The sequence below is a fragment of the Methyloversatilis universalis EHg5 genome (assembly GCF_000378945.1).
Taxonomy (GTDB): Bacteria; Pseudomonadota; Gammaproteobacteria; order Burkholderiales; family Rhodocyclaceae; genus Methyloversatilis; species Methyloversatilis universalis_A.
Genome location: NZ_KB900539.1, coordinates 1,372,995 through 1,396,216 on the forward strand (window position 1 = coordinate 1,372,995; position 23,222 = coordinate 1,396,216).

Below are 23,222 nucleotides of genomic sequence, written 5' to 3' on the forward strand. Positions count from 1 at the left end.
GGTGAGCATCGACAGAATGACTTTCTCGCTGAATGAAGCTTCGCGCGCGGCGATTGACCGCGAAGTCGCGAAGTATCCCGAAGGCCAGGCGATTTCCGCCGTGATGGCAGGCCTGCGCATTGCGCAGGAACAGAACGGCTGGCTTACGCCCGAGGCGATCGAAGCCGTGGCGACCCATCTGAACATCCCGCCGATGGCGGCGATGGAAGTGGCCACCTTCTACAACATGTACGACGTGAAGCCGGTCGGTCGCTGGAAGATCACCGTCTGCACCAACCTGCCCTGTGCGCTGTCCGGCGGCGAGCAGGCCGCCGAGTACGTGAAGGAAAAGCTGGGCATCGGTTTCAACGAAACCACCGCCGACGGCCGTTTCACGCTGAAGGAAGGTGAGTGCATGGGCGTGTGCGGTGACGCACCGGCCATCATCGTGAACAACACCCGCCTGTGCAGCTGGATGAGCCGCGAAAAGATCGACGCACTGCTGGACGAACTGAAATGAACGCCCCCGAGAACCCGCAAGCCATCCTGCTCGCCGGCCTCGACGGTGACAACACCTGGGGCATCGAGCACTACGTCAAGCGTGGCGGCTATTCCGCCCTGCGCAAGATCCTCGAATCCGGCATGACGCCGGAGCAGATCATCGCCGAGGTGAAGAAGTCCGATCTGCGCGGCCGTGGCGGCGCAGGTTTCCCGACCGGCCTGAAGTGGAGCTTCATGCCGCGCCAGTTCCCGATGGACAAGTACGTCGTCTGCAATTCGGATGAAGGCGAACCGGGTACCTTCAAGGACCGCGACCTGCTGCGCTACAACCCGCATCTGGTCATCGAAGGCATGGCCATCGCCGGCTACGTGATGGGCTGCGGCCGTGGCTACAACTACATCCACGGCGAAATCTTCTCGCTCTACCAGCGTTTCGAAGAAGCGCTGGCGGAAGCGCGTGCTGCCGGTTTCCTCGGCAAGAACATCCTGGGCAAGGGTTTCGACTTCGATCTGTTCGCGCACCATGGCTGGGGTGCCTACATCTGTGGCGAAGAAACCGCGCTGCTCGAATCGATCGAAGGCAAGAAGGGCCAGCCGCGCTTCAAGCCGCCGTTCCCGGCCAGCCATGGTCTGTACGGCAAGCCGACCACGATCAACAACACCGAAACCTTCGCCGCCATTCCGTGGATCATCAACAACGGAGGCGAGGCTTTCCAGGCACTGGGCAAGCCGAACAACGGTGGCACCAAGATCTTCTCGGTGTCCGGCCACGTGAATCGCCCGGGTGTCTATGAAATCCCGCTCGGCGCGCCGTTCTCGGCCCTGCTCGAAATGTGCGGCGGCATGCGTGGCGGCCGCAAGCTGAAGGCGGTCATTCCCGGCGGTTCGTCGGCGCCTGTGCTGCCCGGCGACATCATGATGGACTGCACGATGGACTATGACTCCATCTCCAAGGCCGGCTCCATGCTCGGTTCGGGTGCGGTCATCGTGATGGACGAAACCACCTGCATGGTGAAGTCGCTGGAGCGGCTGTCCTACTTCTATCACGAGGAATCCTGCGGCCAGTGCACGCCCTGCCGCGAAGGCACCGGCTGGCTGTACCGCATGGTGCATCGCATCGAGCACGGTCAGGGCCGCCCGGACGACCTCGACACGCTGGACAACGTTGCCAGCAACATCGCCGGCCGCACCATCTGTGCGCTGGGCGATGCCGCCGCCTTCCCGGTGAAGAGCTTCATCAAGCACTTCCGTTCCGAATTCGAATATCACGTCGAGCACAAGCGCTGTCTCGTCCCGGTGGACGTGCAGCGCGAGGGCAGCCGCATTTACGTGGAACAAGCATGCTAGAGATCGAGATCGACGGCCAGAAGCTGGAAGTGCCGGACGGCAGCACCGTGATGGATGCGGCCAACCGTCTGGGCCTGCACATCCCGCACTTCTGCTATCACAAGAAACTGTCCATCGCCGCCAACTGCCGCATGTGTCTGGTACAGGTCGAGCGTGCGCCCAAGCCGCTGCCGGCCTGCGCGACGCCGGTCACCAACGGCATGAAGGTGCAGACGCATTCCGAACAGGCCGTGACAGCCCAGAAGGGCGTCATGGAATTCCTGCTGATCAACCACCCGCTGGACTGCCCGATCTGCGATCAGGGCGGCGAATGTCAGCTGCAGGATCTGGCGGTCGGCTACGGCGCATCCTCTTCCCGCTATCAGGAAGAGAAGCGCGTGGTGTTCAACAAGAACCTCGGTCCGCTGATCTCGACCGACATGACCCGTTGCATCCACTGCACCCGCTGCGTGCGCTTCGGCCAGGAAATTGCCGGCGTGATGGAGCTGGGCATGGCCAACCGCGGCGAGCATTCGGAAATCATGACCTTCGTCGGTCACACCGTCGATTCCGAACTGTCGGGCAACATGATCGACCTGTGCCCGGTCGGCGCGCTCACCTCCAAGCCTTTCCGCTATTCCGCCCGCACCTGGGAACTGTCACGCCGCAAGACCGTGAGTCCGCACGACAGCCTGGGCAGCAATCTCGTCGTCCAGGTCAAGCACGACGAAGTGAAGCGCGTGCTGCCGCTGGAAAACGAGGACGTGAACGAGTGCTGGATTTCCGATCGCGACCGTTTCTCGTACGAAGCGCTGAACGGTGAGGAGCGTCTCACCAAGCCGATGATCAAGCAGAACGGTCAGTGGCTCGAAGTGGACTGGCAGACCGCGCTCGAGTACGCGGCCAGCAGCCTTCGCAGCATCGTCGACCAGCACGGCGCAAACAAGGTCGGCATGCTGGCAGCGCCCTATGCCACGACGGAAGAGCTCTACCTCGGCGCCCAGCTGATGCGCGGCCTCGGCGGCGGCAGCATCGACACCCGTCTGCGCCAGAGCGATTTCGGTCTGGACGGCAAGCTGTCGGGCACGCCCTGGCTGGGCATGAAGATTGCCGAAGTTTCGAAGCTGGATGCCGCGCTGGTCGTTGGCAGCTTCCTGCGCAAGGATCACCCGCTGCTGGCCCAGCGTCTGCGTCAGGCCGCGCGTCGCGGTACCCGCGTCAGCGCGCTCGGCGTGAGCGGCGAAGACTGGCTGATGACCACCCACGCCCGCGTGACCGTGGCGCCGTCGCAGCTGGCGGCCGAACTGGCCGGGCTGGTGAAGGCGGCTGCGGACATCCGCGGTGTCGCCGTGCCGGCCGCAGCTGCGTCGGCTTCGGTGTCGGACGCCGCGCGTCGCATCGCGCAGAGCCTGATCGACGACGGCGCACGCGCCATCTTCCTTGGCCCGGTGGTGCAGCAGCATGCCCAGGCAGCCGGCCTGCATGCGCTGGCGCAGGAACTGGCCCGCCTGACCGGTGCCACGCTGGGCTATCTGGGCGAGGGCGCGAACAGCGTCGGCGCCGCAGTGGTCGGTGCACAGACCGGACTGAACCCGCAGCAGATGTTCGCCGGTGACCTGCGCGCCGTCGTACTGCTGCATGCGGAACCTGAACTCGATGCCGCCAACCCGGCAGCCGCGCTTGATGCGCTGAAGGGTGCCGACACGGTCATCGTCATGTCGCCGTTCAAGACCGGCCTTGACTACGCCGACTGCCTGCTGCCGGTGTCGCCCTATACCGAAACCTCCGGCACTTTCGTCAGTGTCGAAGGCCGTATCCAGAGCTTCCACGCGGTGGTGCCTCCGAAGGGCGAAACCCGCCCGGCGTGGAAGGTGCTGCGCGTGCTGGGCAGCATGCTGGAACTGGGCGGCTTCCGCTTCGATTCGTCGGAGCAGGTGCGTGACGAGGCGCTGTCCGGTGCGACCGGCTGGCTCCCCGAATTCAAGCTCGGCAATACCGCCAGCGACGTCGCCTGCGCAAGCTCGGCGGCTGCTGACGGCCTGCAGCGCGTGGCCGATTTCCCGATCTACCGCAACGATGCACTGGCCCGCCGCGCACCTGCGCTGGCCGCTACCCGTGATTCGGCTGCGCCGTCGGCCCGCATCAGCACCGCTACCGCCCAGGCCGCCGGTCTGGCCGCTGCCAAGCGGGTGCGGGTGCGCAGTGCCGCCGGGGCGTGCGAACTTGATCTGACGCTGGACGACACCGTGCCCGCGTCCTGCGTGCGCGTGTCCGCCGGCTGGCCACAGACCGCCCCGCTGGGCGCGCTGTCCGGCACTCTGAACGTGGAGGCGGTGTAATGGAAGCCCTGCTGCAACCCGTGCAGGACCTGTTGGGCGTCGCCTGGGTGCCGGTGTGGACCCTGGTCAAGATCTTCGCGATCATCCTGCCGCTGATGGGCTGTGTCGCCTACCTCACGCTGGCCGAGCGCAAGATCATCGGCTGGATGCAGGTCCGCAACGGCCCGAACCGCGTCACCTTCTTTGGCATCAAGGCACTGGGCGGTCTTGCACAGCCGATCGCCGACGGCCTGAAGCTGCTGTTCAAGGAAATCGTGCTGCCGTCGGCGTCGAGCAAGACGCTGTTCGTGCTGGCACCGGTGCTGGCGCTGGCGCCGTCGCTGGCCGCCTGGGCGGTGATTCCGTTCAATGACGGGCTGGTGCTGGCCGACATCAACGCCGGTCTGCTGTACATCATGGCCATCACCTCGATGGGCGTGTACGGCGTCATCATCGCTGGCTGGGCCTCGAACTCGAAATACGCCTTCCTCGGCAGCCTGCGTTCGGCCGCCCAGATCGTCGCCTACGAAATCGCCATGGGCTTCGCGCTGGTTACGGTGCTGATGGTGTCGCAGAGCCTGAACCTGTCCGACATCGTGCGCGGGCAGGGCCACGGGCTGTTCGCCGACATGGGCCTGGGCGTGCTGTCGTGGAACTGGCTGCCGCTGTTCCCGATGTTCATCGTCTATTTCATCGCCGGCGTGGCCGAAACCAACCGCTCGCCGTTCGACGTGGTGGAAGGCGAATCGGAAATCGTGGCCGGTCACATGATCGAGTACTCGGGCATGGCGTTCGCGCTGTTCTTCCTGGCCGAGTACGCGAACATGATCCTGATCGCGACGCTGACCGCGATCATGTTCCTCGGCGGCTGGCTGTCGCCGGTCGGCTTCCTGCCCGATGGTTTCCACTGGCTGGCCGCGAAAAGCGCGTTCTGCCTGTTCTTCTTCCTGTGGCTGCGCGCGACTTTCCCGCGTTACCGCTACGACCAGATCATGCGTCTGGGCTGGAAGGTGTTCATCCCGGTCACCATCGTGTGGCTGGTGTTCATCGGCGGCTGGATGATGTCTCCGCTGTCGATCTGGAAGTAAGGGACGCTCATGGGTTCGATGAGAGATTTGTTCGGTGGGCTGATGCTGACCGAACTGGTGAAGGGCATGGCGCTGACCGGCCGTCACCTGTTCGCGCGCAAGATCACGCTTCAGTTCCCGGAAGAGAAGACGCCGCAGTCGCCGCGCTTCCGCGGCCTGCACGCGCTGCGCCGCTATCCGAACGGCGAGGAACGCTGTATCGCCTGCAAGCTGTGCGAGGCGGTGTGTCCGGCGATGGCGATCACGATCGAGTCGGATCAGCGTGACGACGGTACCCGTCGTACCACGCGTTACGACATCGACCTGACCAAGTGCATCTTCTGCGGCTTCTGCGAAGAAGCCTGTCCGGTCGATGCCATCGTGGAAACCCGGGTGCTCGAATACCACGGTGAAAAGCGGGGCGACCTGTACTACACCAAGCAGATGCTGCTGGCCGTGGGCGATCGCTATGAAACGCAGATCGCTCAGGACAGGCAGGCGGATGCGAAGTACCGCTGACGGCCGGCCCGCCACCGCGGGCGGTCTCTAGGGAACGGACAAGAACGAAACCGATGATGGATTTCCAGACAGCAGTCTTCTACTTCCTCAGCACCATACTGGTGGTGGCGTCGCTGCGCGTGATCACCGCGCGCAATCCGGTGCACGCCGCGCTCTACCTGGTGCTGTCCTTCTTCACCGCCGGCGGCGTCTGGATGCTGCTGCGCGCCGAGTTTCTCGCGATCGCGCTGGTGCTGGTCTATGTCGGCGCGGTGATGGTGCTCTTCCTGTTCGTCGTGATGATGCTGGACATCAACATCGAGCGGCTGCGCGAGGGCTTCTGGGCCAATCTGGTACCGGGCCTCATCGTGGCGGGCCTGATGCTGGCTGAAATGTTCGCGGTGCTCGGCGCCAAGTACTTCTCGGCCGGTGCCGCACCGGCGCCGGAAGCGCCGGCGATGGACTACAGCAACACCAAGGAGCTGGGTCGCCTGATCTACACCGAGTACGTGTATCCGTTCGAACTCGCGTCGGTCATCCTGCTGGTCGCCATCATCGCGGCGATCGCGCTGACCATGCGCAAGCGCAAGGACACCAAGTTCCAGGAGCCGGCCAAGCAGATCGCCGTCCGCCGCGAAGACCGCGTGCGTCTGGTGTCGATGCCCGCCGAGAAAGAATAAGGACGCGCCCGACATGAACTCCCTGGCCACACTTTCCCTGTCGCATTTCCTGGTGCTTGGCGCCGTGCTGTTCGCGATCAGCATCGTCGGCATCTTTCTGAACCGGAAGAACCTCATCGTTCTGCTGATGGCCATCGAACTGATGCTGTTGGCGGTGAACATGAACTTCGTCGCCTTCTCGCACTACCTCGGCGACCCGTCCGGCCAGATCTTCGTCTTCTTCATCCTTACCGTAGCCGCCGCGGAATCCGCGATCGGGCTGGCCATCCTCGTGGTGCTGTTCCGCAACCTGAACACCATCCACGTCGATGATCTGGGCAGCCTGAAAGGTTGAGCGACATGACATCGATGCAAAAGCTCTATCTGCTCGTACCCCTGGCACCGCTGTTCGGCGCCGCCATCGCAGGTCTGTTCTGTCGCGTCATCCCGCGCTGGGTCGCCCACACCGTCACCATCCTCGGTGTCGCGGTCGCACTGGTCGCGTCGTGGATCATCTTCAAGGACGTGCAGGCCGGCAACACCTTCAACGGTGCGCTCTACACCTGGGCGACCAGCGGGCTGGGCGAAACGGCTCTGAAGATGGAAATCGGGTTCCAGATCGACAAGCTCACCGTGATGATGATGATGGTCGTCACCTCGGTGTCGCTGATGGTGCACCTCTACACCATCGGCTACATGGCGGAAGACCCGGGCTACAACCGCTTCTTCTCCTACATTTCGCTGTTCACGTTCTCGATGCTCATGCTGGTCATGAGCAACAACTTCGTGCAGCTGTTCTTCGGCTGGGAAGCGGTGGGTCTGGTGTCCTACCTGCTGATCGGTTTCTGGTTCAAGCGCCCGACTGCGGTGTACGCCAACCTGAAGGCCTTCCTGGTTAACCGCGTCGGTGACTTCGGCTTCCTGCTGGGCATCGGCCTGATTGCCGCCTACGCCGGCACGCTGAACTACGCGGAAGTGTTCGCCAAGCGCGAGGAACTGGTCGCGATGACGGTGGCCGGTACCGACTGGCCGCTGCTGACCGCCGCCTGCATCGGGCTGTTCATCGGCGCGATGGGCAAGTCAGCCCAGGTGCCGCTGCACGTGTGGCTGCCTGACTCGATGGAAGGCCCGACCCCGATTTCCGCGCTGATCCACGCGGCAACGATGGTGACCGCCGGCATCTTCATGGTCACCCGCATGTCGCCGCTGTTCGAGCTGTCCGAAACCGCACTGTCCTTCGTGCTGGTGATCGGTGCGACCACTGCGCTGTTCATGGGCTTCCTCGGCATCATCCAGAACGACATCAAGCGCGTGGTCGCCTACTCGACGCTGTCGCAGCTGGGCTACATGACGGTCGCACTGGGCGTGTCGGCCTACTCGGCCGCGGTGTTCCACCTGATGACCCACGCCTTCTTCAAGGCGCTGCTGTTCTTGGGTGCCGGCTCGGTCATCATGGGCATGCACCACGACCAGGACATGCGCAATATGGGCGGCCTGTGGAAGTACATGCCGCTGACCTGGATCACCTCGCTCATCGGTTCGCTCGCGCTGATCGGCGTGCCCTTCCTGTCCGGTTTCTATTCGAAGGACTCGATCATCGAGGCGGTGCATTTCTCGAACATTCCGGGTGCGGGCTACGCCTACTTCTGCGTGGTTGCAGGCGTGTTCATCACCGCCTTCTACTCCTTCCGCATGTACTTCCGCGTGTTCCACGGTCCGGAGAACTTCGGCAAGGCGCACGACGATCATCACGACCATGGCGATGACCATCACGGCGATGATCATGCGGACGATGACCACCACGACGAACACCACGGTCTCGCCCCCGGCCAGAAGCCGCATGAGTCGCCGTGGGTGGTGTGGCTGCCGCTGGTGCTGCTGGCCGTGCCGTCGATGTTCATCGGCTACTACACGATACAGCCCATGCTGTTCGGCGACTGGTTCGCCGGCATCGTGACCGTGCTGCCGCAGCACGACGTGCTGGCCAAGGCGGGCGAACACTTCCATTCCGCCGCAGGCATGGCGATGCACGGCTTCACCGCGCTGCCGTTCTGGCTCGCGCTGGGTGGCGTGGTGCTGGCCTGGGTCATGTACATCCTGGTGCCGTCGCTGCCGGGTCGCATCGCGCCGCTGTTCGCGCCGATCACCAAGGTGCTTGAGAACAAGTACTTCTTCGATCGCTTCAACGAGATCGTGTTTGCCGGTGGCGCCCGTCTGCTGGGCCGCAGCCTGTGGGCGGCGGGTGACCGCACGATCATCGACGGTGTGCTGGTCAATGGTTCTGCCTCGGCGGTTGGCGCGGTGGCGCGCCTGGCCCGCGGCATCCAGACCGGTTACATCTACCGCTACGCGTTTGCAATGGTGATCGGCGTCTGTCTCCTGCTGGTGTGGAGACTGGGCTTCAAGTGATGTGGTGCGGGCGGCGAGGGTGCCGCCCGTGGCGTGAATTCAGAGGGAGTGCCAGGCACGGTGACCGGGACCGGTGATCGTGTCGGCTGAACAAACACAGAAATGACCGATATTCCTCTTCTCAGTCTTGCCATCTGGCTGCCGATCGCTGGCGGTCTGCTCGTGCTTGCTAGCGGAGACGGCCGCAACACGGCCTTTTCCAAGCTGATCGCGCTGGTGACCGCGCTGTTCGGCTTCCTGGTCACGATTCCGCTCTACACCGGCTTCGACCCGTCGAGCGCCTCGATGCAGTTCGTCGAGCTGATGCCCTGGGTACGCGACTACAACATCAACTACCACCTCGGGGTCGATGGCATTTCGATGCCCTTCGTCATCCTGAACAGCTTCATCACTGTGCTGGTGGTGATGGCCGGCTGGACGGTGATCGAGTACAAGCCCTCGCAGTACTTCGCCGCCTTCCTGATCATGTCGGGCCTGCTGAACGGCATCTTCTCGGCGCTCGACGGCATCCTGTTCTACGTGTTCTTCGAAGCGTCGCTGATCCCGCTCTACCTGGTGATCGGCGTGTGGGGCGGCAAGAACCGCGTCTATGCGGCCTTCAAGTTCTTCCTCTACACGCTGCTCGGCTCGCTGCTGATGCTGGTCGCGCTGCTCTACCTGTTTCACAAGAGTGGCAGCTTCGCCATCCTTGACTGGCACCGCGAGCCGCTGGCGATGACCGCGCAGTCGCTGATCTTCTGGGCCTTCTTCGCCAGCTTCGCGGTGAAGGTGCCGATGTGGCCGGTGCACACCTGGCTGCCGGACGCCCACGTGGAAGCGCCGACCGGCGGTTCCGCCGTGCTGGCCGCCATCGGCCTGAAGCTTGGTGCCTACGGTTTCCTGCGGTTCTCGCTGCCCATCGTGCCGGACGCCGCCCAGCATTTCGCACCGGTGGTGATCGGCCTGTCGCTGATCGCGGTCATCTACATCGGTCTGGTCGCGCTGGCGCAGACCGACATGAAGAAGCTGGTGGCCTATTCGTCGATTTCGCACATGGGCTTCGTCACGCTGGGCTTCTTCATCTTCAATCCGCTGGGCATTGAAGGTGCGCTGGTGCAGATGATTTCGCACGGTTTCGTGTCGGCCGCGATGTTCCTGTGCATCGGCGTGCTGTACGACCGCATGCACACCCGCAACATCGCCGACTACGGCGGCGTCGTGAACACGATGCCGAAGTTCGCCGCACTGTTCCTGCTGTTCGCGATGGCCAACGCCGGCCTGCCGGCCACCTCTGGCTTCGTCGGTGAATTCATGGTTGCGCTGGGCGCCATCCAGTTCAACTTCTGGACCGGTTTCGCGGCCGCCACCACGCTGGTGCTCGGTGCCGCCTACACGCTGTGGATGTACAAGCGCGTGGTGTTCGGCGACGTCGCCAACAGCCATGTCGCCGAACTGGACGACATCAATTCGCGCGAAATGCTCATCCTGGGCGTGCTGGCGGTGTGCACGCTGGCCATGGGCATCTGGCCGCAGCCGGTGACCGAAATCATGCATGCGACCGTGAACCAGCTGCTCGACCATGTCGCAGCCGGCAAGCTCTGACGGACCAAAAGAATGAACTTCCCTCTGCCCGATTTCTTCCCTGCATCGGCCGAAATCTTCGTGCTGGTGATGGCCTGCGTGGTGCTGCTCGCAGACCTGTTCAAGTCCGAGCGTCAGGGCTGGCTGCCCTATCTGCTCACGCTGGCCACGCTGGCCGGAGCGCTGGCCATTCAGGTCGGTACCGCCGGTGCGGACACCACGCTCACCTTCAGTGGCATGTTCGTCGATGACCGCCTGTCCGACGTGCTCAAGAGCTGTCTGTACATCACCGTGTTCGCGGTGGTCGTGTACAGCCGCGATTACCTGATCGCACGCGGTCTGGAACGCGGCGAGTACTACCTGCTGGTGCTGTTCGCCACGCTGGGCATGCAGGTGATGATTTCGGCCAACCACTTCCTGACCCTCTATCTGGGCCTGGAACTGCTGTCGCTGGCGATTTACGCGCTGGTTGCGCTGGACCGCGAGTCGGCCCGGTCGACCGAAGCGGCGATGAAGTACTTCGTGCTCGGCGCGCTGGCGTCCGGTCTGCTGCTTTATGGCATGTCGATGATTTACGGTGCCACCGGCACGCTGGAAATTTCGGCCATCGCCCGCAAGCTGTCCGATCCGGCCACCAATATGGAGGTGCTGCGCTTCGGGCTGGTGTTCCTGGTTGCCGGCCTCGCCTTCAAGATCGGCGTCGTGCCCTTCCACATGTGGATTCCCGACGTCTATCACGGCGCGCCGACCGCGATCACGCTGCTCATTGGCTCTGCGCCCAAGCTGGCCGGTTTCGCGATGGCCATCCGCCTGCTGGTCGATGGCCTGCCGATGCTGGCGGTGGAATGGCAGCAGATGCTGATGATGCTGGCCATCCTGTCGATCGCGCTGGGCAATGTGGTGGCGATCGCGCAGACCAATGTGAAGCGCATGCTGGCCTATTCGACCATTTCCCATATGGGCTTCATGCTGCTCGGCCTGGTCAGCGGCGTGATCGAACTGCGCGCGTCCGGCGACATCCAGCTGTCCTACGCCTTCGGCAGCGCGATGTTCTACACCATCGCCTACGTGCTGATGAGCGCGGCCGCCTTCGGCGTGCTGCTGCTGCTGACCCGTGCCGGTGTCGAAGCGGAGACGCTGGACGACCTGAAGGGCCTGAACCGCCGCAGCCCGTGGTTCGCCGCGGTGCTCATGATGGTCATGTTCTCGATGGCCGGCATTCCGTTCTTCATCGGCTTCTTCGCCAAGCTGGCGGTGCTGCAGGCGGTCGTCGCCGCGGGCTACCTCTACACCGCGGTGTTCGCGGTCATGCTGTCGCTGATCGGTGCCTTCTTCTACCTGCGCGTGGTCAAGCTGATGTACTTCGACGAGCCGCTCGACACCGCGCCGCTGGTAGCGTCCGGTGAAATGCGCGCGCTGCTGTCGGTGAACGCGCTGGCCATCGCGGTGATCGGCCTGATGCCGCAGTCGCTGCTGACGCTGTGCGCGACCGCGCTCGGCCAGGCGATGAAGTAAGACCGGGACGCATGTCGACGGACCTGACCGAACACACGCTGGACAGCCGTCAGGTCTACGACGGCGTGCTGCTGAAGGTCCATAAGGACACGGTCCGTCTGCCGGACGGCGGTGAAGCCGTCCGCGAATACATCCGGCATCCGGGGGCGGTGGTCATCATCGCCCTGCTGCCGGATGGCCGCATGATTTTCGAGCGGCAGTTCCGCTACGGTCCGCGCCGTGTCTTCCTCGAATTCCCTGCCGGCAAGATCGATGCAGGCGAGCCTATCGAGCAGACCGCGATCCGCGAACTGCGCGAAGAGACCGGGCACGAAGCGGCGCACTGGGAACATCTGGGTACAATGCACCCCTGCATCGGCTATTCCGACGAGCGCATCGAAATCTTCCTCGCCCGCGACCTGCGCCATGTCGGCGCGTCACTGGACGAGGGCGAATTCCTCGAAGTCACCGCACTGTCTCTGGACGCCGCCATGGCTGCGGTGTGGCGTGGCGAACTGACCGACGCCAAGACGCTGGCGGCCCTGATCTGGGCTCAGCGCGTCATCAATCAGGGTTTCTGACGCCGGGCCGCGCTCCGCTTACTGCGGAATGCGCGAAATCGCCTGCTCCTGCACCTGTGCGAGGAAGGCGCTGGCCGGTCCGATGCCCGGAATGACCACATCCGGCGACACCTCCAGCAGCGGCAGCAGCACGAAGGCGCGCAGATGCGCGCGCGGGTGCGGCACGTTCAGCGTGTCGGTATTGATCTGCCGGTCTTCGTACAGCAGCACGTCGAGGTCGAGAGTGCGCGGGGCGTTCAGGAATTCGCGCACGCGGCCATGCCGGCGTTCGATGTCCAGCAGCGCGTCGAGCAGGGCCTGAGGGGCCAGCGTGGTGCGCACACGGGCAACCGCATTGATGAAATCCGGCTGGTTGTCGTAGCCGATCGGCGCGGTGCGGTACAGCGACGAGCGGCGCTCCAGCGTCACGCCCGGTGTCACCGCCAGTTCGTCCAGCGCCGCACGGACCTGCTGTTCGGGGTTGTCCAGATTGGCGCCGAGGCCGATGTGGGCGATGTGCCAGTCGGAGGAGATGGATTGGGGGGCGGAAGGGGCGGGGACGCTGCTCATGATGCGTTCGGAAAGCTCAGGTGCGCGCACTTTAGCACCGACCTCCGCCGGCACCACCGCAGCCGGCCACGCTGTGACGCCGCCGGTACGGGCGAAACCTAATCTGGATCAAGATGTGCTGCCTCGCGCACGGTTACCGTGCGCGCCATCCCGATCGATACCGCAAGCACCATGTCCGCACTGACGCTCAAATCTGAACACGTTCTCGGCCTGCAAGCGATGGACGACATCCACCACGAATTCATGCGCCTGCTCGCGGCGCTCGACGACGCGTCTGACGCCGGCCAGTTGCCGGCACTCGACGCGCTGCTGGCGCATACCGAGGCCCATTTCGCGCAGGAGGACGTATGGATGGAGGCGTGCGATTTTCCGCCGGTGCACTGCCATCGCGGCGAACACGAGCGGGTGCTGGAGGTGCTGCGCGAGGTGCGCAGGCTGGCGGCGGCCGGTGATCACGGCATCGTGCGCACGCTGGTGCGCGAACTGCCGCTGTGGTTCGAACATCACGCCTCGACCATGGACACCATGCTGGCCGAGCACATCGCCGCCACCGGCTATGTAGCCGAAACCACGCTGGACGGGCTGGTGACCGCCTGAACGGCGGTCACACCTTGTCGCGCATCAGGCGCGCCTTTTCGCGGTCCCAGTCGCGCTTCTTTTCGGTTTCGCGCTTGTCGAACTGCTTCTTGCCCTTGGCCAGACCGATTTCCAGCTTGATGCGGCCGCGGGTGAAGTGCAGGTTCAGCGGCACCAGCGTGTAGCCGGCGCGTTCGACCGCACCGATCAGCTTGCGGATTTCCTCGCCCTTGAGCAGCAGTTTGCGGCTGCGTGTCGGGTCCGGCTTCACGTGGGTGGAGGCAGTGGGCAGCGGCGACACATGCATGCCGATCACCCACACTTCCTCGCCCATCAGCACCACATAGGCTTCCTTCAGCTGGGTGCGTCCGGCACGTATCGCCTTCACTTCCCAGCCTTCCAGCACCAGGCCCGCTTCGTAGCGTTCCTCGATGAAGTAGTCGTGAAAGGCCTTCTTGTTGTCGGCGATGCTCATGAAACGGAACCGGTGAGGAGAGTGCAGAAATCAAATCGGGGCTGCGCCGGGTGATGCGGCGCGGCTAGAATCGGGATTTTACCTTCTGATGACATGGCTGAAGTCCGAAAAACCGTGCTCATCGAGCGTACGGCCGAGCAGATGTTCCGGCTGGTCGATGACGTCGAGCATTACCCGAATTTCCTGCCCTGGTGCGGAGGCAGTCAGCTGATCGAGCGCACCGACGCGCTCACGCGCGCGCGCATCGACATCAACTATCACGGCGTGAAGGCTCACTTCGTCACCGCCAACGACAAGGTGTTCCCGCGCAGCATGACGATACGGCTGGTCGAAGGTCCGTTCAACCGGCTGGACGGCACCTGGCTGTTCACACCGCTGGGCGATGCGGCGTGCAAGATCGAGTTCAATCTGCATTACGAGTTTTCCAGCCGGCTGATCGAAAAGGTGGTCGGGCCGGTGTTCAGCCACATCGCCAACACCTTCGTCGATGCCTTCGTGAAGCAGGCGGACCGGGTGTATGGCAGGGGAGCGTGAGGCCATGAGCGAAAACACCGGCGTCGCGAACGACCGGATACGCGTACAGATCACCTATGCGCTGCCGGAGCGGCAGGACATCGTGACCGTCGAACTGCCTGCGGGCGCGACCGCACAGCAGGCGGTCGAGGCGTCCGGGCTGCTGCAGAAATACCCGGACATCGACCTGGCAAAGAACAAGCTGGGCGTGTTCGCCAAACTGGTGAAGGCGGATCAGGCGCTGCGCGACCGCGACCGGGTGGAAATCTATCGCCCGCTCATCGCAGACCCGAAGGAAGTCCGGCGGCAGCGTGCGGCCGAAGGCAAGGTGCTGAAGAAGGGCGGGGGCGAGGCGGACGCCCCGGCCTGAGTAGCCGGACCCGCCCCGCAGACGTCAGCGGCCTGCGGGCCGTTTCATTTGCACCACTCCGATATTGACTGCTGGGTCGAGGCGATCTCCTTTTCCCGGGTCGGATCGTCGATGTACTCCTTCTCGCCCTGTGCATTGAAACGCACGATGCGCTGGCCTGACTGCAGCGCGTTCAGGCGGTTGCGCGCCCGGTTGCAGTTTTCCGACGCCTTGTCCTTGTCCGCCTGTTCCTTGGACGCCTTGGATTCGGCTTCAAGACGTTCGTCCCGACGTTTCTGGAAATCCTGCAGCTTATCCTGGGTCGAGCGCGCAGCGTCGCCGGACGGCTGCGGCACGCTCAGGTTCTTTTTCGTGGCGTTGGCGCCGGGCGGCGGGGTGTCGGAGAACACGGTACGCCCCTGGGCGTCCTTGTACTGATAGACCTGCGCGGCACAGGCGAGGGGCAGTCCGAGCAGCAGGACTGCGAGGATGCGTACGCGCGCTTCAGCGGTGAACACGGCGGAAACTCCTGGTCTGGGTGCCCGGAGGCACGGCGTAAAGATCTGGACGCTGAAGGTCTGGACACTGAGGGCCTGCGCGCCGGGCCTGATGCGGGGCCGGATGCAGACGGCTGCGCCGACCAGCGTATAATACGTTTTTGCTAGTTGGGAAAGTAGTCATGCGTGTTATCCAGAAGGCGCTGACCTTCGACGACGTCCTGCTCGTTCCGGCCCATTCCAACGTGCTGCCGCGCGATGTCAGTCTCAGTACCCGTATCTCCCGCAATATCCGCGTCAATCTTCCGCTGATGTCCGCCGCGATGGACACGGTCAGCGAAGCCCGCCTGGCGATCGCTCTCGCCCAGGAAGGCGGCCTCGCCATCATCCACAAGAATCTCACCGCCAAGCAGCAGGCTGCCGAAGTCGCCAAGGTGAAGCGCTTCGAAGCCGGCGTGCTGAAGGACCCGATCACCATCGCTCCCGACATGACGGTTCGCGAGCTGCTCGGGTTGACACGCAGTCACCGCATTTCCGGTTTTCCGGTGCTCGACGGCGAGCGCGTGGTCGGCATCGTGACCAACCGCGACCTGCGTTTCGAAACCAATCTCGACCAGCCGGTCTCGCGCATCATGACGCCGCGTGAGCGCGTCGTGTTCGTGCGCGAAGGCGCATCGCTCGACGAAGCGCGGTCGCTGATGCACAAGAACCGCCTGGAGCGCGTGCTGGTGCTGGGCGAGAACGACACGCTGCGCGGCCTGATTACGGTCAAGGACATGCTGAAGTCGACCGAACACCCGCTGGCCGCCAAGGATGCACACGGCCGGCTGCGCGTGGGCGCGGCCATCGGCGTCGGTGAAGGCACCGAAGACCGCGCCGCCGCGCTGGCCGAAGCCGGCGTGGACGTGATCGTGGTCGATACCGCGCACGGTCATTCGCAGGGCGTGCTCGACCGCGTGAGCTGGGTCAAGCGCACCTTCCCGCACATCGACGTGATCGGCGGCAACATCGCCACTGCCGACGCTGCCCGCGCACTGGTCGACGCCGGTGCCGACGGCGTCAAGGTGGGCATCGGCCCCGGTTCGATCTGCACCACGCGCATCGTCGCCGGTGTCGGCGTGCCGCAGATCACCGCGATCGACAACGTGGCCACCGCACTGGCCTCGACCGATGTGCCGATGATCGCCGACGGCGGCATCCGCTACTCCGGTGATATCGCCAAGGCGGTCGCCGCCGGCGCCAACGCTGTCATGCTGGGCGGCCTGCTGGCCGGTACCGAAGAGGCGCCGGGCGAGATCGAACTGTTCCAGGGCCGTTCCTACAAGTCCTACCGCGGCATGGGTTCGCTTGGCGCGATGCAGCAGGGCGCCGCTGACCGCTACTTCCAGGATCCGGCGTCCAATGCCGACAAGCTGGTGCCGGAAGGCGTCGAAGGCCGCGTGCCCTACAAGGGCCCGGTGGTGAACGTGATCACTCAGCTGATGGGCGGCCTGCGCGCATCGATGGGCTACTGCGGCTGCGCCACGGTGGACGAAATGCGCTCGAAGGCGCAGTTCGTGGAGATCACTTCGGCCGGCATCCGCGAATCGCACGTGCACGACGTGCAGATCACCAAGGAAGCGCCGAACTACCACGTCGACTGACGTGCAAGCCTGAACCGTGCGAACGACCGGCTTCGGCCGGTCGTCGCATTTCCGGGGCCCGCCCCGTACCAACGCCCGCATTACCGCGCACCATGCACAACAAGATCCTCATCCTCGATTTCGGCTCCCAGGTCACCCAGCTCATCGCGCGCCGTGTGCGCGAGGCGCACGTGTATTGCGAAATCCATCCGTGCGACGTGAGCGACGAGTTCGTGCGCGGCTTCGGCGCGCAGGGCGTCATCCTGTCCGGCAGCCACATGTCGGCCTACGAGGAATCGACCGACCGCGCGCCGCAGGCGGTGTTCGAACTGGGCGTGCCGGTGCTGGGCATCTGCTACGGCATGCAGACCATGGCGCAGCAGCTGGGCGGCAAGGTGGAGGCCGGTACGGTGCGTGAGTTCGGCTACGCCGAGGTGCGCGCCCGCAGTCATACGAAGCTGCTCGACGGCATCGAGGATTTCCGCAACGATCAGGGCCACGGCATGCTCAAGGTGTGGATGAGCCATGGCGACAAGGTGACCGCGCTGCCGCCGGGCTTCGCAGTGATGGCGTCCACCGACAGCTGCCCGATCGCCGGCATGGCGGACGAAGCGCGCCGTTTCTACGGCGTGCAGTTCCACCCGGAAGTCACCCACACCGCACGCGGCGCCGATCTGCTGCGCCGCTTCGTGCTGGACGTGTGCGGCTGCCAGGGCGACTGGATCATGGGCGACTACATCGCCGAAGCGGTCGAGCGCATCCGCGAACAGGTGGGTGACGAAGAGGTCATCCTTGGCCTGTCCGGCGGAGTCGATTCGTCGGTGGCTGCGGCGCTGATCCACCGCGCGATCGGCGACCAGCTCACCTGCGTGTTCGTCGATCACGGCCTGCTGCGCCTGAACGAAGGCCAGATGGTGATGGACATGTTCGCCGGCCGCCTGCACGCGAGGGTGATCCACGTCGATGCGGCCGACCAGTTCCTCGGTCACCTGAAGGGCGTGTCCGACCCGGAAGCCAAGCGCAAGATCATCGGCCGCGAATTCGTCGAAGTGTTCAAGGCGGAAGCGGCCAAGCTCAAGGCGGGCGACGGCGGCCACAAGGGTGCGACCTTCCTCGCCCAGGGCACCATCTATCCGGACGTGATCGAATCCGGTGGCGCCAAGAGCAAGAAGGCCACCACGATCAAGAGCCACCACAACGTCGGCGGCCTGCCGGAACAGCTGGGTCTCAAGCTGCTCGAGCCGCTGCGCGAACTGTTCAAGGACGAGGTGCGCGAACTGGGTGTGGCCCTCGGCCTGCCGCGCGACATGGTGTATCGCCATCCCTTCCCGGGCCCGGGCCTGGGCGTGCGCATCCTCGGCGAAATCCACGCCGAGTACGCCGACCTGCTGCGCCGCGCCGACGCCATCTTCATCGAGGAACTGCGCGCCACCATCGATCCGCAGACCGGCAAGAGCTGGTACGACCTCACCAGCCAGGCTTTCGCCGTGTTCCTGCCGGTGAAATCGGTCGGCGTCATGGGCGACGGCCGCACCTACGAATGGGTCGTTGCGCTGCGCGCGGTGCAGACCCAGGACTTCATGACCGCCCACTGGGCCGAACTGCCGCACAGCCTGCTCGGCCGCGTGAGCAACCGCATCATCAACGAAGTGCGCGGCATCAACCGCGTGGTGTACGACATTTCGGGCAAGCCGCCGGCGACCATCGAGTGGGAGTGATCGTCGGTGCCTGCCGGCGTTCCGCGCCGGTCCGGACATCCATGAAAGCCTGGGGCAGCCCGGGCTTTCTTCGTTCTGGAACCGGGCATGAAGGATTTCCCGCATCCGCATTTCGGTTAAATCTTGTGTACCCCGGTCATCGCTGCGGCAGGTCTGCGGTTTGACCGCTGTCTCAGCGGCAATTGGTGAGAAAATCCCCCACGCCTGCCGATCTCAGGACCGCAGGTGTTTCGCCGGAACAACCGGAAACAGGCCGTCAGACTTCACGCTCACATCGCCATGTCCATGTCCGAACCACCGTTCAGAGTGGTGCTTGCCCAGACCCCGTTCGACTGCCAGGCGGTATTCCGCCGCGCCAGGTGCGGGGGTGCGCGGTGAGCGCGCACGCTGTATCCGCGCCGTCGCCCCTGCCGCCGGCGGTTGAAACCCTGCTCATCGTCGACGACATGCCGGAGAACCTCGAGGTTCTCGACGGCCTGCTGCGCGCGGCTGGCTATGCGGTGAAGGCGGCGAACAACGGCCGTACAGCGCTCAGACTGGCGGCGGAAGGCGAGCGGCCGGCACTCATCCTGCTCGACGTGATGATGCCGGGCATGGACGGTTACGCAGTGCTGGAAAAACTGCGCGCCGACGAGGCCACCCGAGACATTCCGGTCATTTTCGTGACCGCGCTGGCTGAAGCCGGCGACGAAGAGGCCGGGCTGGCGCTGGGCGTGGCCGACTACATCACCAAGCCGATCAAGCCCGCGGTGCTGCTGGCCCGGGTGCGTACCCAGCTGCAGGCCAAGCTTGCGCGCGACCTGATGCGTGACCAGAACGCCTGGCTGGAAGCCGAGGTGGCCCGGCGCATGGCAGAGAACGAGCAGATCCAGGCGGTGAGTATCCGCGCGCTGGCCAATCTGGCGGAGACACGCGACCAGGAAACCGGGCGCCACATCCGGCGCACCCAGGCCTATGTCCGCCTGCTGGCCGAGGCGCTGAGCGTTCATCCGCGTCATGCGGCGCTGCTCACGCCGGCCTATGTCGATCTGCTCACCCGTTCGGCGCCGCTGCACGACATCGGCAAGGTGGGCATACCCGACCACATCCTGCACAAGCGCGGCCGGCTCGACGCGGACGAGTGGGTGATCATGAAGACGCATGCGGCGATTGGTGCGCGGGCCATCGAATTCGCCGGGCGCGACGAGGAAAGACCGGCCGCCTTTCTCGCGTTGGCGCGGGAAATCGCGCACTGGCACCACGAGCACTGGGACGGTTCCGGCTATCCGGACGGCCTCGCCGGCGAGGCGATTCCGGTGTCCGCGCGGCTGATGACGGTGGCCGACGTGTTCGACGCCATGCTGTCGCGCCGCGTGTACAAGTCCGCACTGCCGGCCGACGAGGTGTACGCCCACATCGTCGATCACAGCGGCAGCCATTTCGATCCCGACGTGGTGGAGGCCTTCGTGCGCTGCTATCCCGATTTCATCGAGGTCGCGCGGCGGCATGCGGACCCTGACTGAAGCCGGCAGGAGTTCGCCGGTGCGTCAGGCGCGCGCCGAGGCCCGGGCTGCCGTGCTGACCGTGGTGCTTGGCTACGCAGGCGTGGCCGCCTGCTGGATCCTGCTGTCCGATCACCTGCTGTACGCGCTGACCCACGATTCGCTGGATTTCGCCCATGCCAGCATGATCAAGGGCGGGCTGTTCGTCGCCGTGACCGCACTGGCGCTCTATCTGCTGGTAAGTCGCCTGTACAGGCGTTCGATCGATTCGCTGGAGCGTGAGCACGCGATGCTGGAACAGCGCACCCAGGCGCTGGCGCTGCTCGATGCCATCATCCGCAGCTCGTCCGATCCGGTGTTCGCCAAGGACGCCGAAGGGCGCTACCTGATGATGAATCCCGAGGTGGCCCGCCTGTTCGAGGTCGACGCTGCCGCGCAGCTCGGCCGCGATGACACGGCGCTGCTGCCGCCGGAGGCCGCGCAGCGCATGCGCGCCAACGACCGTCTGGTGATGGAGCAGGGCAAGGTGGTGCGTTTCGAGGAACGCCTGCCCACGGTAGACGGCGAGCGCGTGTTCCTGACCACCAAGGGGCCGCTGCTCGATGCCGATGGCCGGGTGATCGGCCTGTACGGCGTGGCGCGCGACCTGACCGAGCGCCTGCACGCAGAACACGCGCTGCGCGACAGCGAGGCGCGCTTCCGCCGCCTGTTTGAATTCGCCCCGGTCGCCTACCAGTCGTTGGACCAGGAAGGCCGTTTCCTCGACGTGAACCCGATGCTGTGCGAACTGCTGGGTTATGAGGCGCAGGAGATGCTTGGCCGGCCTTTCGGCGATTTCTGGGTGCCGGCGCAGCGCGACCGCTTCCAGGGCAATTTCCAGCGCTTCAAGAACGTGCTGAACACCCAGGGCGAAGTGCGGCTGATGCATCGGGACGGGCACGAAAAAGTGTGCCTGATCGTCGGACGCGTCGAAACCGGCAGCCGGGGCGAATTCCTGCGCACCCATTGCGTGCTCACCGACATGACCGAACAGGCCCGGGCCCGCCGCGCGCTGGAAGAGCGCGAAACCCTGCTGCGCGAGATCGGCGAGATCGCCCAGGTCGGCGGCTGGTCGCTCGACATCGTCAGCGGGCAGCTGTCCATCACCGATGAGGTCATGCACATCTATGGTGCCGAGCCCGGCCAGCTGTCCTCGCTCGACCTGGCGCTCGACCGGCTCGACGACGAAGGCCGGCAGCGGGTGCTGGATGCCATCTCCCGCGCGGTGACCCACGGCACACGCTATGACCTCGAACTGTCCATCACCACGTGGAATGGCCAGAGCAAGTGGGTACGCGCGCTGGGCGTTCCGGTGATGGAGGACGGCCACGTGGTCCGGCTGCGCGGCACGGTGCAGGACATCACCGAAAGGCGGCGCCTGAAGGACGAACTGCTGGCGCACCAGGAACAGCTGGAAGAACAGGTGCACTCGCGCACCTCGGAACTGGCGGTGGCGAAGGAGGCCGCGGAGTCCGCCAACCGCTCCAAGAGCCTGTTCCTGGCCAATATGAGCCACGAAATGCGTACGCCGATGAACGCCATCATCGGTCTTACCCACCTGCTGTCGAAATCGGTGCTGGACGCCACGCAGCGCATGCAGACGCGCAAGATCGAGGCGGCGGCCAGCCACCTGCGCCACATCATCGACGACGTGCTCGACCTGTCGCGCATCGAGGCGGACAAGCTGGTGCTCGAAACCACCGCCTTCCGCACCGATGCGCTGTTCGACCAGACGCGCTCGATGATGCTCGAACGGGCCGAAGAACGTGGGCTGCTCATCCGCGTGCGGCACGAAGGGGTGCCGGCCATACTGCGTGGCGACATGACCCGGCTGCGCCAGGCGCTGCTGAACTATCTGAGCAATGCGGTGAAGTTCACCGAACGCGGTGAGATCGAGCTGTCAGCCACACTGGTCGAGCGCGAGGGCGACACGGTGCTGGTGCGCTTCGAAGTGAGCGACACCGGCATCGGCATCGATTCGCGCGAACTGCCGCGCCTGTTCCGCGCCTTCGAACAGGCCGATCCGACCACCACGCGCCGCTTCGGCGGCAGCGGCCTGGGCCTGTCCATCACCCGCAGGCTGGCCCAGCTGATGGGTGGCGACGCCGGCGCCAGCAGCGAACCCGGTCAAGGCAGCCGCTTCTGGTTCACCGCACGGCTGGGTATCGGAGCGGACGAGGCCGGCCGTGCCTTCGGCGTATCCGAGGACGCCCGCGAACGGCTGCAGCGCGACTGGAGCGACCGGCGCGTGCTGGTGGTCGAGGACAACGCGACCAACTGCGAGGTCGCGCTCGCGTTGCTGAAGGATGCAGGCCTGAAGGCCGATGTGGCGACCGACGGCATCGAGGCGCTCGAACGTGCGGCGCTGCGGCGCTATGACCTGGTGCTGATGGACCTGCAGATGCCGCGCATGAACGGCATGGACGCCACCCGCCAGCTGCGGCGCCTGGCCGGCTGGGCTGCGGTGCCGGTGATCGCGGTCACCGCGAACGCCTTCGTCGAGGACCGCGGTGCCTGCGTGGCCGCCGGCATGGACGACTTCATTCCCAAGCCGGTCGATCCGGAAGAGTTCTATGCCGTGCTGCTGCGCTGGCTGGAACGCAAACGGGTCGATTTCCCGCAGGCGCAGCGCGCACCGGATGCAGCGCTGCGTGGTCGCATCGCGGCGCTGCAGCCGTTGCTGGCGGCCGGAGACACGCGCGCCGGCGCCCTGGCGCGCGAATCGGCGGCAGACATCGAGGCGCTGGGCGACGAAGGCTGCGCGCTGATGCGCTGCATCGCTGCCTTCGACTATGACGCGGCACTGGCGTCGCTGCAGCGCCTGCTGGGCCGCCCTGACCACGCCCTCTGACGCGCGCTCGCCTTCAAGCTTGGCGTAAGGCTGCCGTTGCAATCTGGGCATTCGAAACGCAGACTGGCGGGGCCGGTGCCGCCGGCGTCGCCCAGGTTCTCTATGCCGCCAGGAATCCGCCGCATGACCGCTGGACAGAACGCAGCGCTTGCCCGACCGC

At 64.9% G+C, this 23,222-nt stretch carries 21 protein-coding genes; 18 read left to right on the forward strand and 3 right to left on the reverse strand.

Features of this window, described 5'->3' with window-relative positions:
- Nucleotides 1-16 precede the first annotated feature (16 nt).
- From nuoE to METUNV2_RS0106440, 11 genes are all read left to right on the forward strand, one after another.
- Complete coding sequence (gene nuoE / locus METUNV2_RS0106390) at nucleotides 17-499, forward strand: NADH-quinone oxidoreductase subunit NuoE (protein WP_018228658.1); 483 nt, start codon at nucleotides 17-19, stop codon at nucleotides 497-499.
- Nucleotides 496-1,827 (forward strand): NADH-quinone oxidoreductase subunit NuoF, encoded by a 1,332-nt coding sequence (gene nuoF, locus METUNV2_RS0106395; RefSeq protein WP_018228659.1) that lies wholly within the window; start codon nucleotides 496-498, stop codon nucleotides 1,825-1,827. The genes nuoE and nuoF overlap by 4 nt, the downstream gene beginning before the upstream one ends.
- Nucleotides 1,821-4,145 (forward strand): NADH-quinone oxidoreductase subunit NuoG, encoded by a 2,325-nt coding sequence (gene nuoG / locus METUNV2_RS0106400; protein ID WP_018228660.1) that lies wholly within the window; start codon nucleotides 1,821-1,823, stop codon nucleotides 4,143-4,145. Before nuoF ends, nuoG begins: the two co-directional genes overlap by 7 nt.
- Nucleotides 4,145-5,212, forward strand: coding sequence for an NADH-quinone oxidoreductase subunit NuoH (gene nuoH, locus METUNV2_RS0106405; protein ID WP_018228661.1), 1,068 nt, complete (start codon nucleotides 4,145-4,147; stop codon nucleotides 5,210-5,212). The genes nuoG and nuoH overlap by 1 nt, the downstream gene beginning before the upstream one ends.
- 18 nt (nucleotides 5,213-5,230) lie before the next feature.
- Nucleotides 5,231-5,710: an NADH-quinone oxidoreductase subunit NuoI gene (nuoI, locus tag METUNV2_RS0106410; RefSeq protein ID WP_198288846.1), complete on the forward strand. Its 480-nt coding sequence runs from the start codon at nucleotides 5,231-5,233 to the stop codon at nucleotides 5,708-5,710.
- Nucleotides 5,711-5,766: 56 nt separating this feature from the next.
- Nucleotides 5,767-6,369 (forward strand): NADH-quinone oxidoreductase subunit J, encoded by a 603-nt coding sequence (locus METUNV2_RS0106415; RefSeq protein ID WP_008058300.1) that lies wholly within the window; start codon nucleotides 5,767-5,769, stop codon nucleotides 6,367-6,369.
- A 13-nt stretch (nucleotides 6,370-6,382) separates the two neighbouring features.
- Complete coding sequence (gene nuoK / locus METUNV2_RS0106420; RefSeq protein ID WP_008058302.1) at nucleotides 6,383-6,703, forward strand: NADH-quinone oxidoreductase subunit NuoK; 321 nt, start codon at nucleotides 6,383-6,385, stop codon at nucleotides 6,701-6,703.
- A 5-nt stretch (nucleotides 6,704-6,708) separates the two neighbouring features.
- Nucleotides 6,709-8,757 carry an NADH-quinone oxidoreductase subunit L gene (gene nuoL, locus METUNV2_RS0106425; protein ID WP_018228664.1) on the forward strand — a complete coding sequence of 683 codons (2,049 nt, stop codon included), beginning with the start codon at nucleotides 6,709-6,711 and terminating at the stop codon, nucleotides 8,755-8,757.
- Between the two features lie 102 nt (nucleotides 8,758-8,859).
- Complete coding sequence (locus tag METUNV2_RS0106430) at nucleotides 8,860-10,338, forward strand: NADH-quinone oxidoreductase subunit M (RefSeq protein ID WP_018228665.1); 1,479 nt, start codon at nucleotides 8,860-8,862, stop codon at nucleotides 10,336-10,338.
- Nucleotides 10,339-10,350: 12 nt separating this feature from the next.
- The gene (nuoN, locus tag METUNV2_RS0106435) at nucleotides 10,351-11,832 is read left to right on the forward strand and encodes an NADH-quinone oxidoreductase subunit NuoN (RefSeq protein ID WP_018228666.1); all 1,482 of its coding nucleotides are present in this window, start codon (nucleotides 10,351-10,353) and stop codon (nucleotides 11,830-11,832) included.
- An 11-nt stretch (nucleotides 11,833-11,843) separates the two neighbouring features.
- A complete protein-coding gene (locus METUNV2_RS0106440) occupies nucleotides 11,844-12,392 on the forward strand; it encodes an NUDIX domain-containing protein (RefSeq protein ID WP_018228667.1) in 549 nt (182 codons plus the stop codon).
- An 18-nt stretch (nucleotides 12,393-12,410) separates the two neighbouring features.
- Here METUNV2_RS0106440 and folK read toward each other — a convergent pair whose 3' ends face one another.
- Nucleotides 12,411-12,941, reverse strand: coding sequence for a 2-amino-4-hydroxy-6-hydroxymethyldihydropteridine diphosphokinase (gene folK, locus METUNV2_RS0106445; RefSeq protein ID WP_018228668.1), 531 nt, complete (start codon nucleotides 12,939-12,941; stop codon nucleotides 12,411-12,413).
- A 171-nt stretch (nucleotides 12,942-13,112) separates the two neighbouring features.
- Between folK and METUNV2_RS0106450 the strand changes: the two genes are divergently transcribed.
- On the forward strand, nucleotides 13,113-13,538 hold the full coding sequence (locus tag METUNV2_RS0106450) for a hemerythrin domain-containing protein (protein ID WP_026187928.1): 426 nt from the start codon (nucleotides 13,113-13,115) through the stop codon (nucleotides 13,536-13,538).
- A 7-nt stretch (nucleotides 13,539-13,545) separates the two neighbouring features.
- Here METUNV2_RS0106450 and smpB read toward each other — a convergent pair whose 3' ends face one another.
- The gene (gene smpB / locus METUNV2_RS0106455; RefSeq protein WP_018228670.1) at nucleotides 13,546-13,992 is read right to left on the reverse strand and encodes an SsrA-binding protein SmpB; all 447 of its coding nucleotides are present in this window, start codon (nucleotides 13,990-13,992) and stop codon (nucleotides 13,546-13,548) included.
- 93 nt (nucleotides 13,993-14,085) lie between these two features.
- Here smpB and METUNV2_RS0106460 point away from each other — a divergent pair, with 93 nt between their 5' ends.
- Both METUNV2_RS0106460 and METUNV2_RS0106465 read left to right on the forward strand, forming a co-directional pair.
- Complete coding sequence (locus tag METUNV2_RS0106460) at nucleotides 14,086-14,526, forward strand: type II toxin-antitoxin system RatA family toxin (RefSeq protein WP_018228671.1); 441 nt, start codon at nucleotides 14,086-14,088, stop codon at nucleotides 14,524-14,526.
- Between the two features lie 4 nt (nucleotides 14,527-14,530).
- Entirely contained in the window at nucleotides 14,531-14,875 is a 345-nt protein-coding gene (locus METUNV2_RS0106465; protein ID WP_018228672.1) for an RnfH family protein, read from the forward strand.
- A 44-nt stretch (nucleotides 14,876-14,919) separates the two neighbouring features.
- Here METUNV2_RS0106465 and METUNV2_RS0106470 read toward each other — a convergent pair whose 3' ends face one another.
- Nucleotides 14,920-15,372 (reverse strand): DUF4124 domain-containing protein, encoded by a 453-nt coding sequence (locus METUNV2_RS0106470; protein ID WP_018228673.1) that lies wholly within the window; start codon nucleotides 15,370-15,372, stop codon nucleotides 14,920-14,922.
- Between the two features lie 161 nt (nucleotides 15,373-15,533).
- On the opposite strand from METUNV2_RS0106470, the gene guaB reads away from it, so the two are divergent.
- The 4 genes from guaB to METUNV2_RS0106490 all read left to right on the forward strand — a co-directional run bounded on the left by guaB (nucleotide 15,534) and on the right by METUNV2_RS0106490 (nucleotide 23,062).
- Entirely contained in the window at nucleotides 15,534-16,994 is a 1,461-nt protein-coding gene (guaB, locus tag METUNV2_RS0106475; protein WP_018228674.1) for an IMP dehydrogenase, read from the forward strand.
- A 92-nt stretch (nucleotides 16,995-17,086) separates the two neighbouring features.
- The gene (gene guaA, locus METUNV2_RS0106480) at nucleotides 17,087-18,691 is read left to right on the forward strand and encodes a glutamine-hydrolyzing GMP synthase (protein ID WP_018228675.1); all 1,605 of its coding nucleotides are present in this window, start codon (nucleotides 17,087-17,089) and stop codon (nucleotides 18,689-18,691) included.
- Nucleotides 18,692-19,065: 374 nt separating this feature from the next.
- A complete protein-coding gene (locus tag METUNV2_RS0106485; RefSeq protein ID WP_018228676.1) occupies nucleotides 19,066-20,193 on the forward strand; it encodes an HD domain-containing phosphohydrolase in 1,128 nt (375 codons plus the stop codon).
- The gene (locus METUNV2_RS0106490; protein ID WP_081618518.1) at nucleotides 20,177-23,062 is read left to right on the forward strand and encodes a PAS domain-containing sensor histidine kinase; all 2,886 of its coding nucleotides are present in this window, start codon (nucleotides 20,177-20,179) and stop codon (nucleotides 23,060-23,062) included. The genes METUNV2_RS0106485 and METUNV2_RS0106490 overlap by 17 nt, the downstream gene beginning before the upstream one ends.
- The last annotated feature ends 160 nt before the right edge of the window (nucleotides 23,063-23,222 follow it).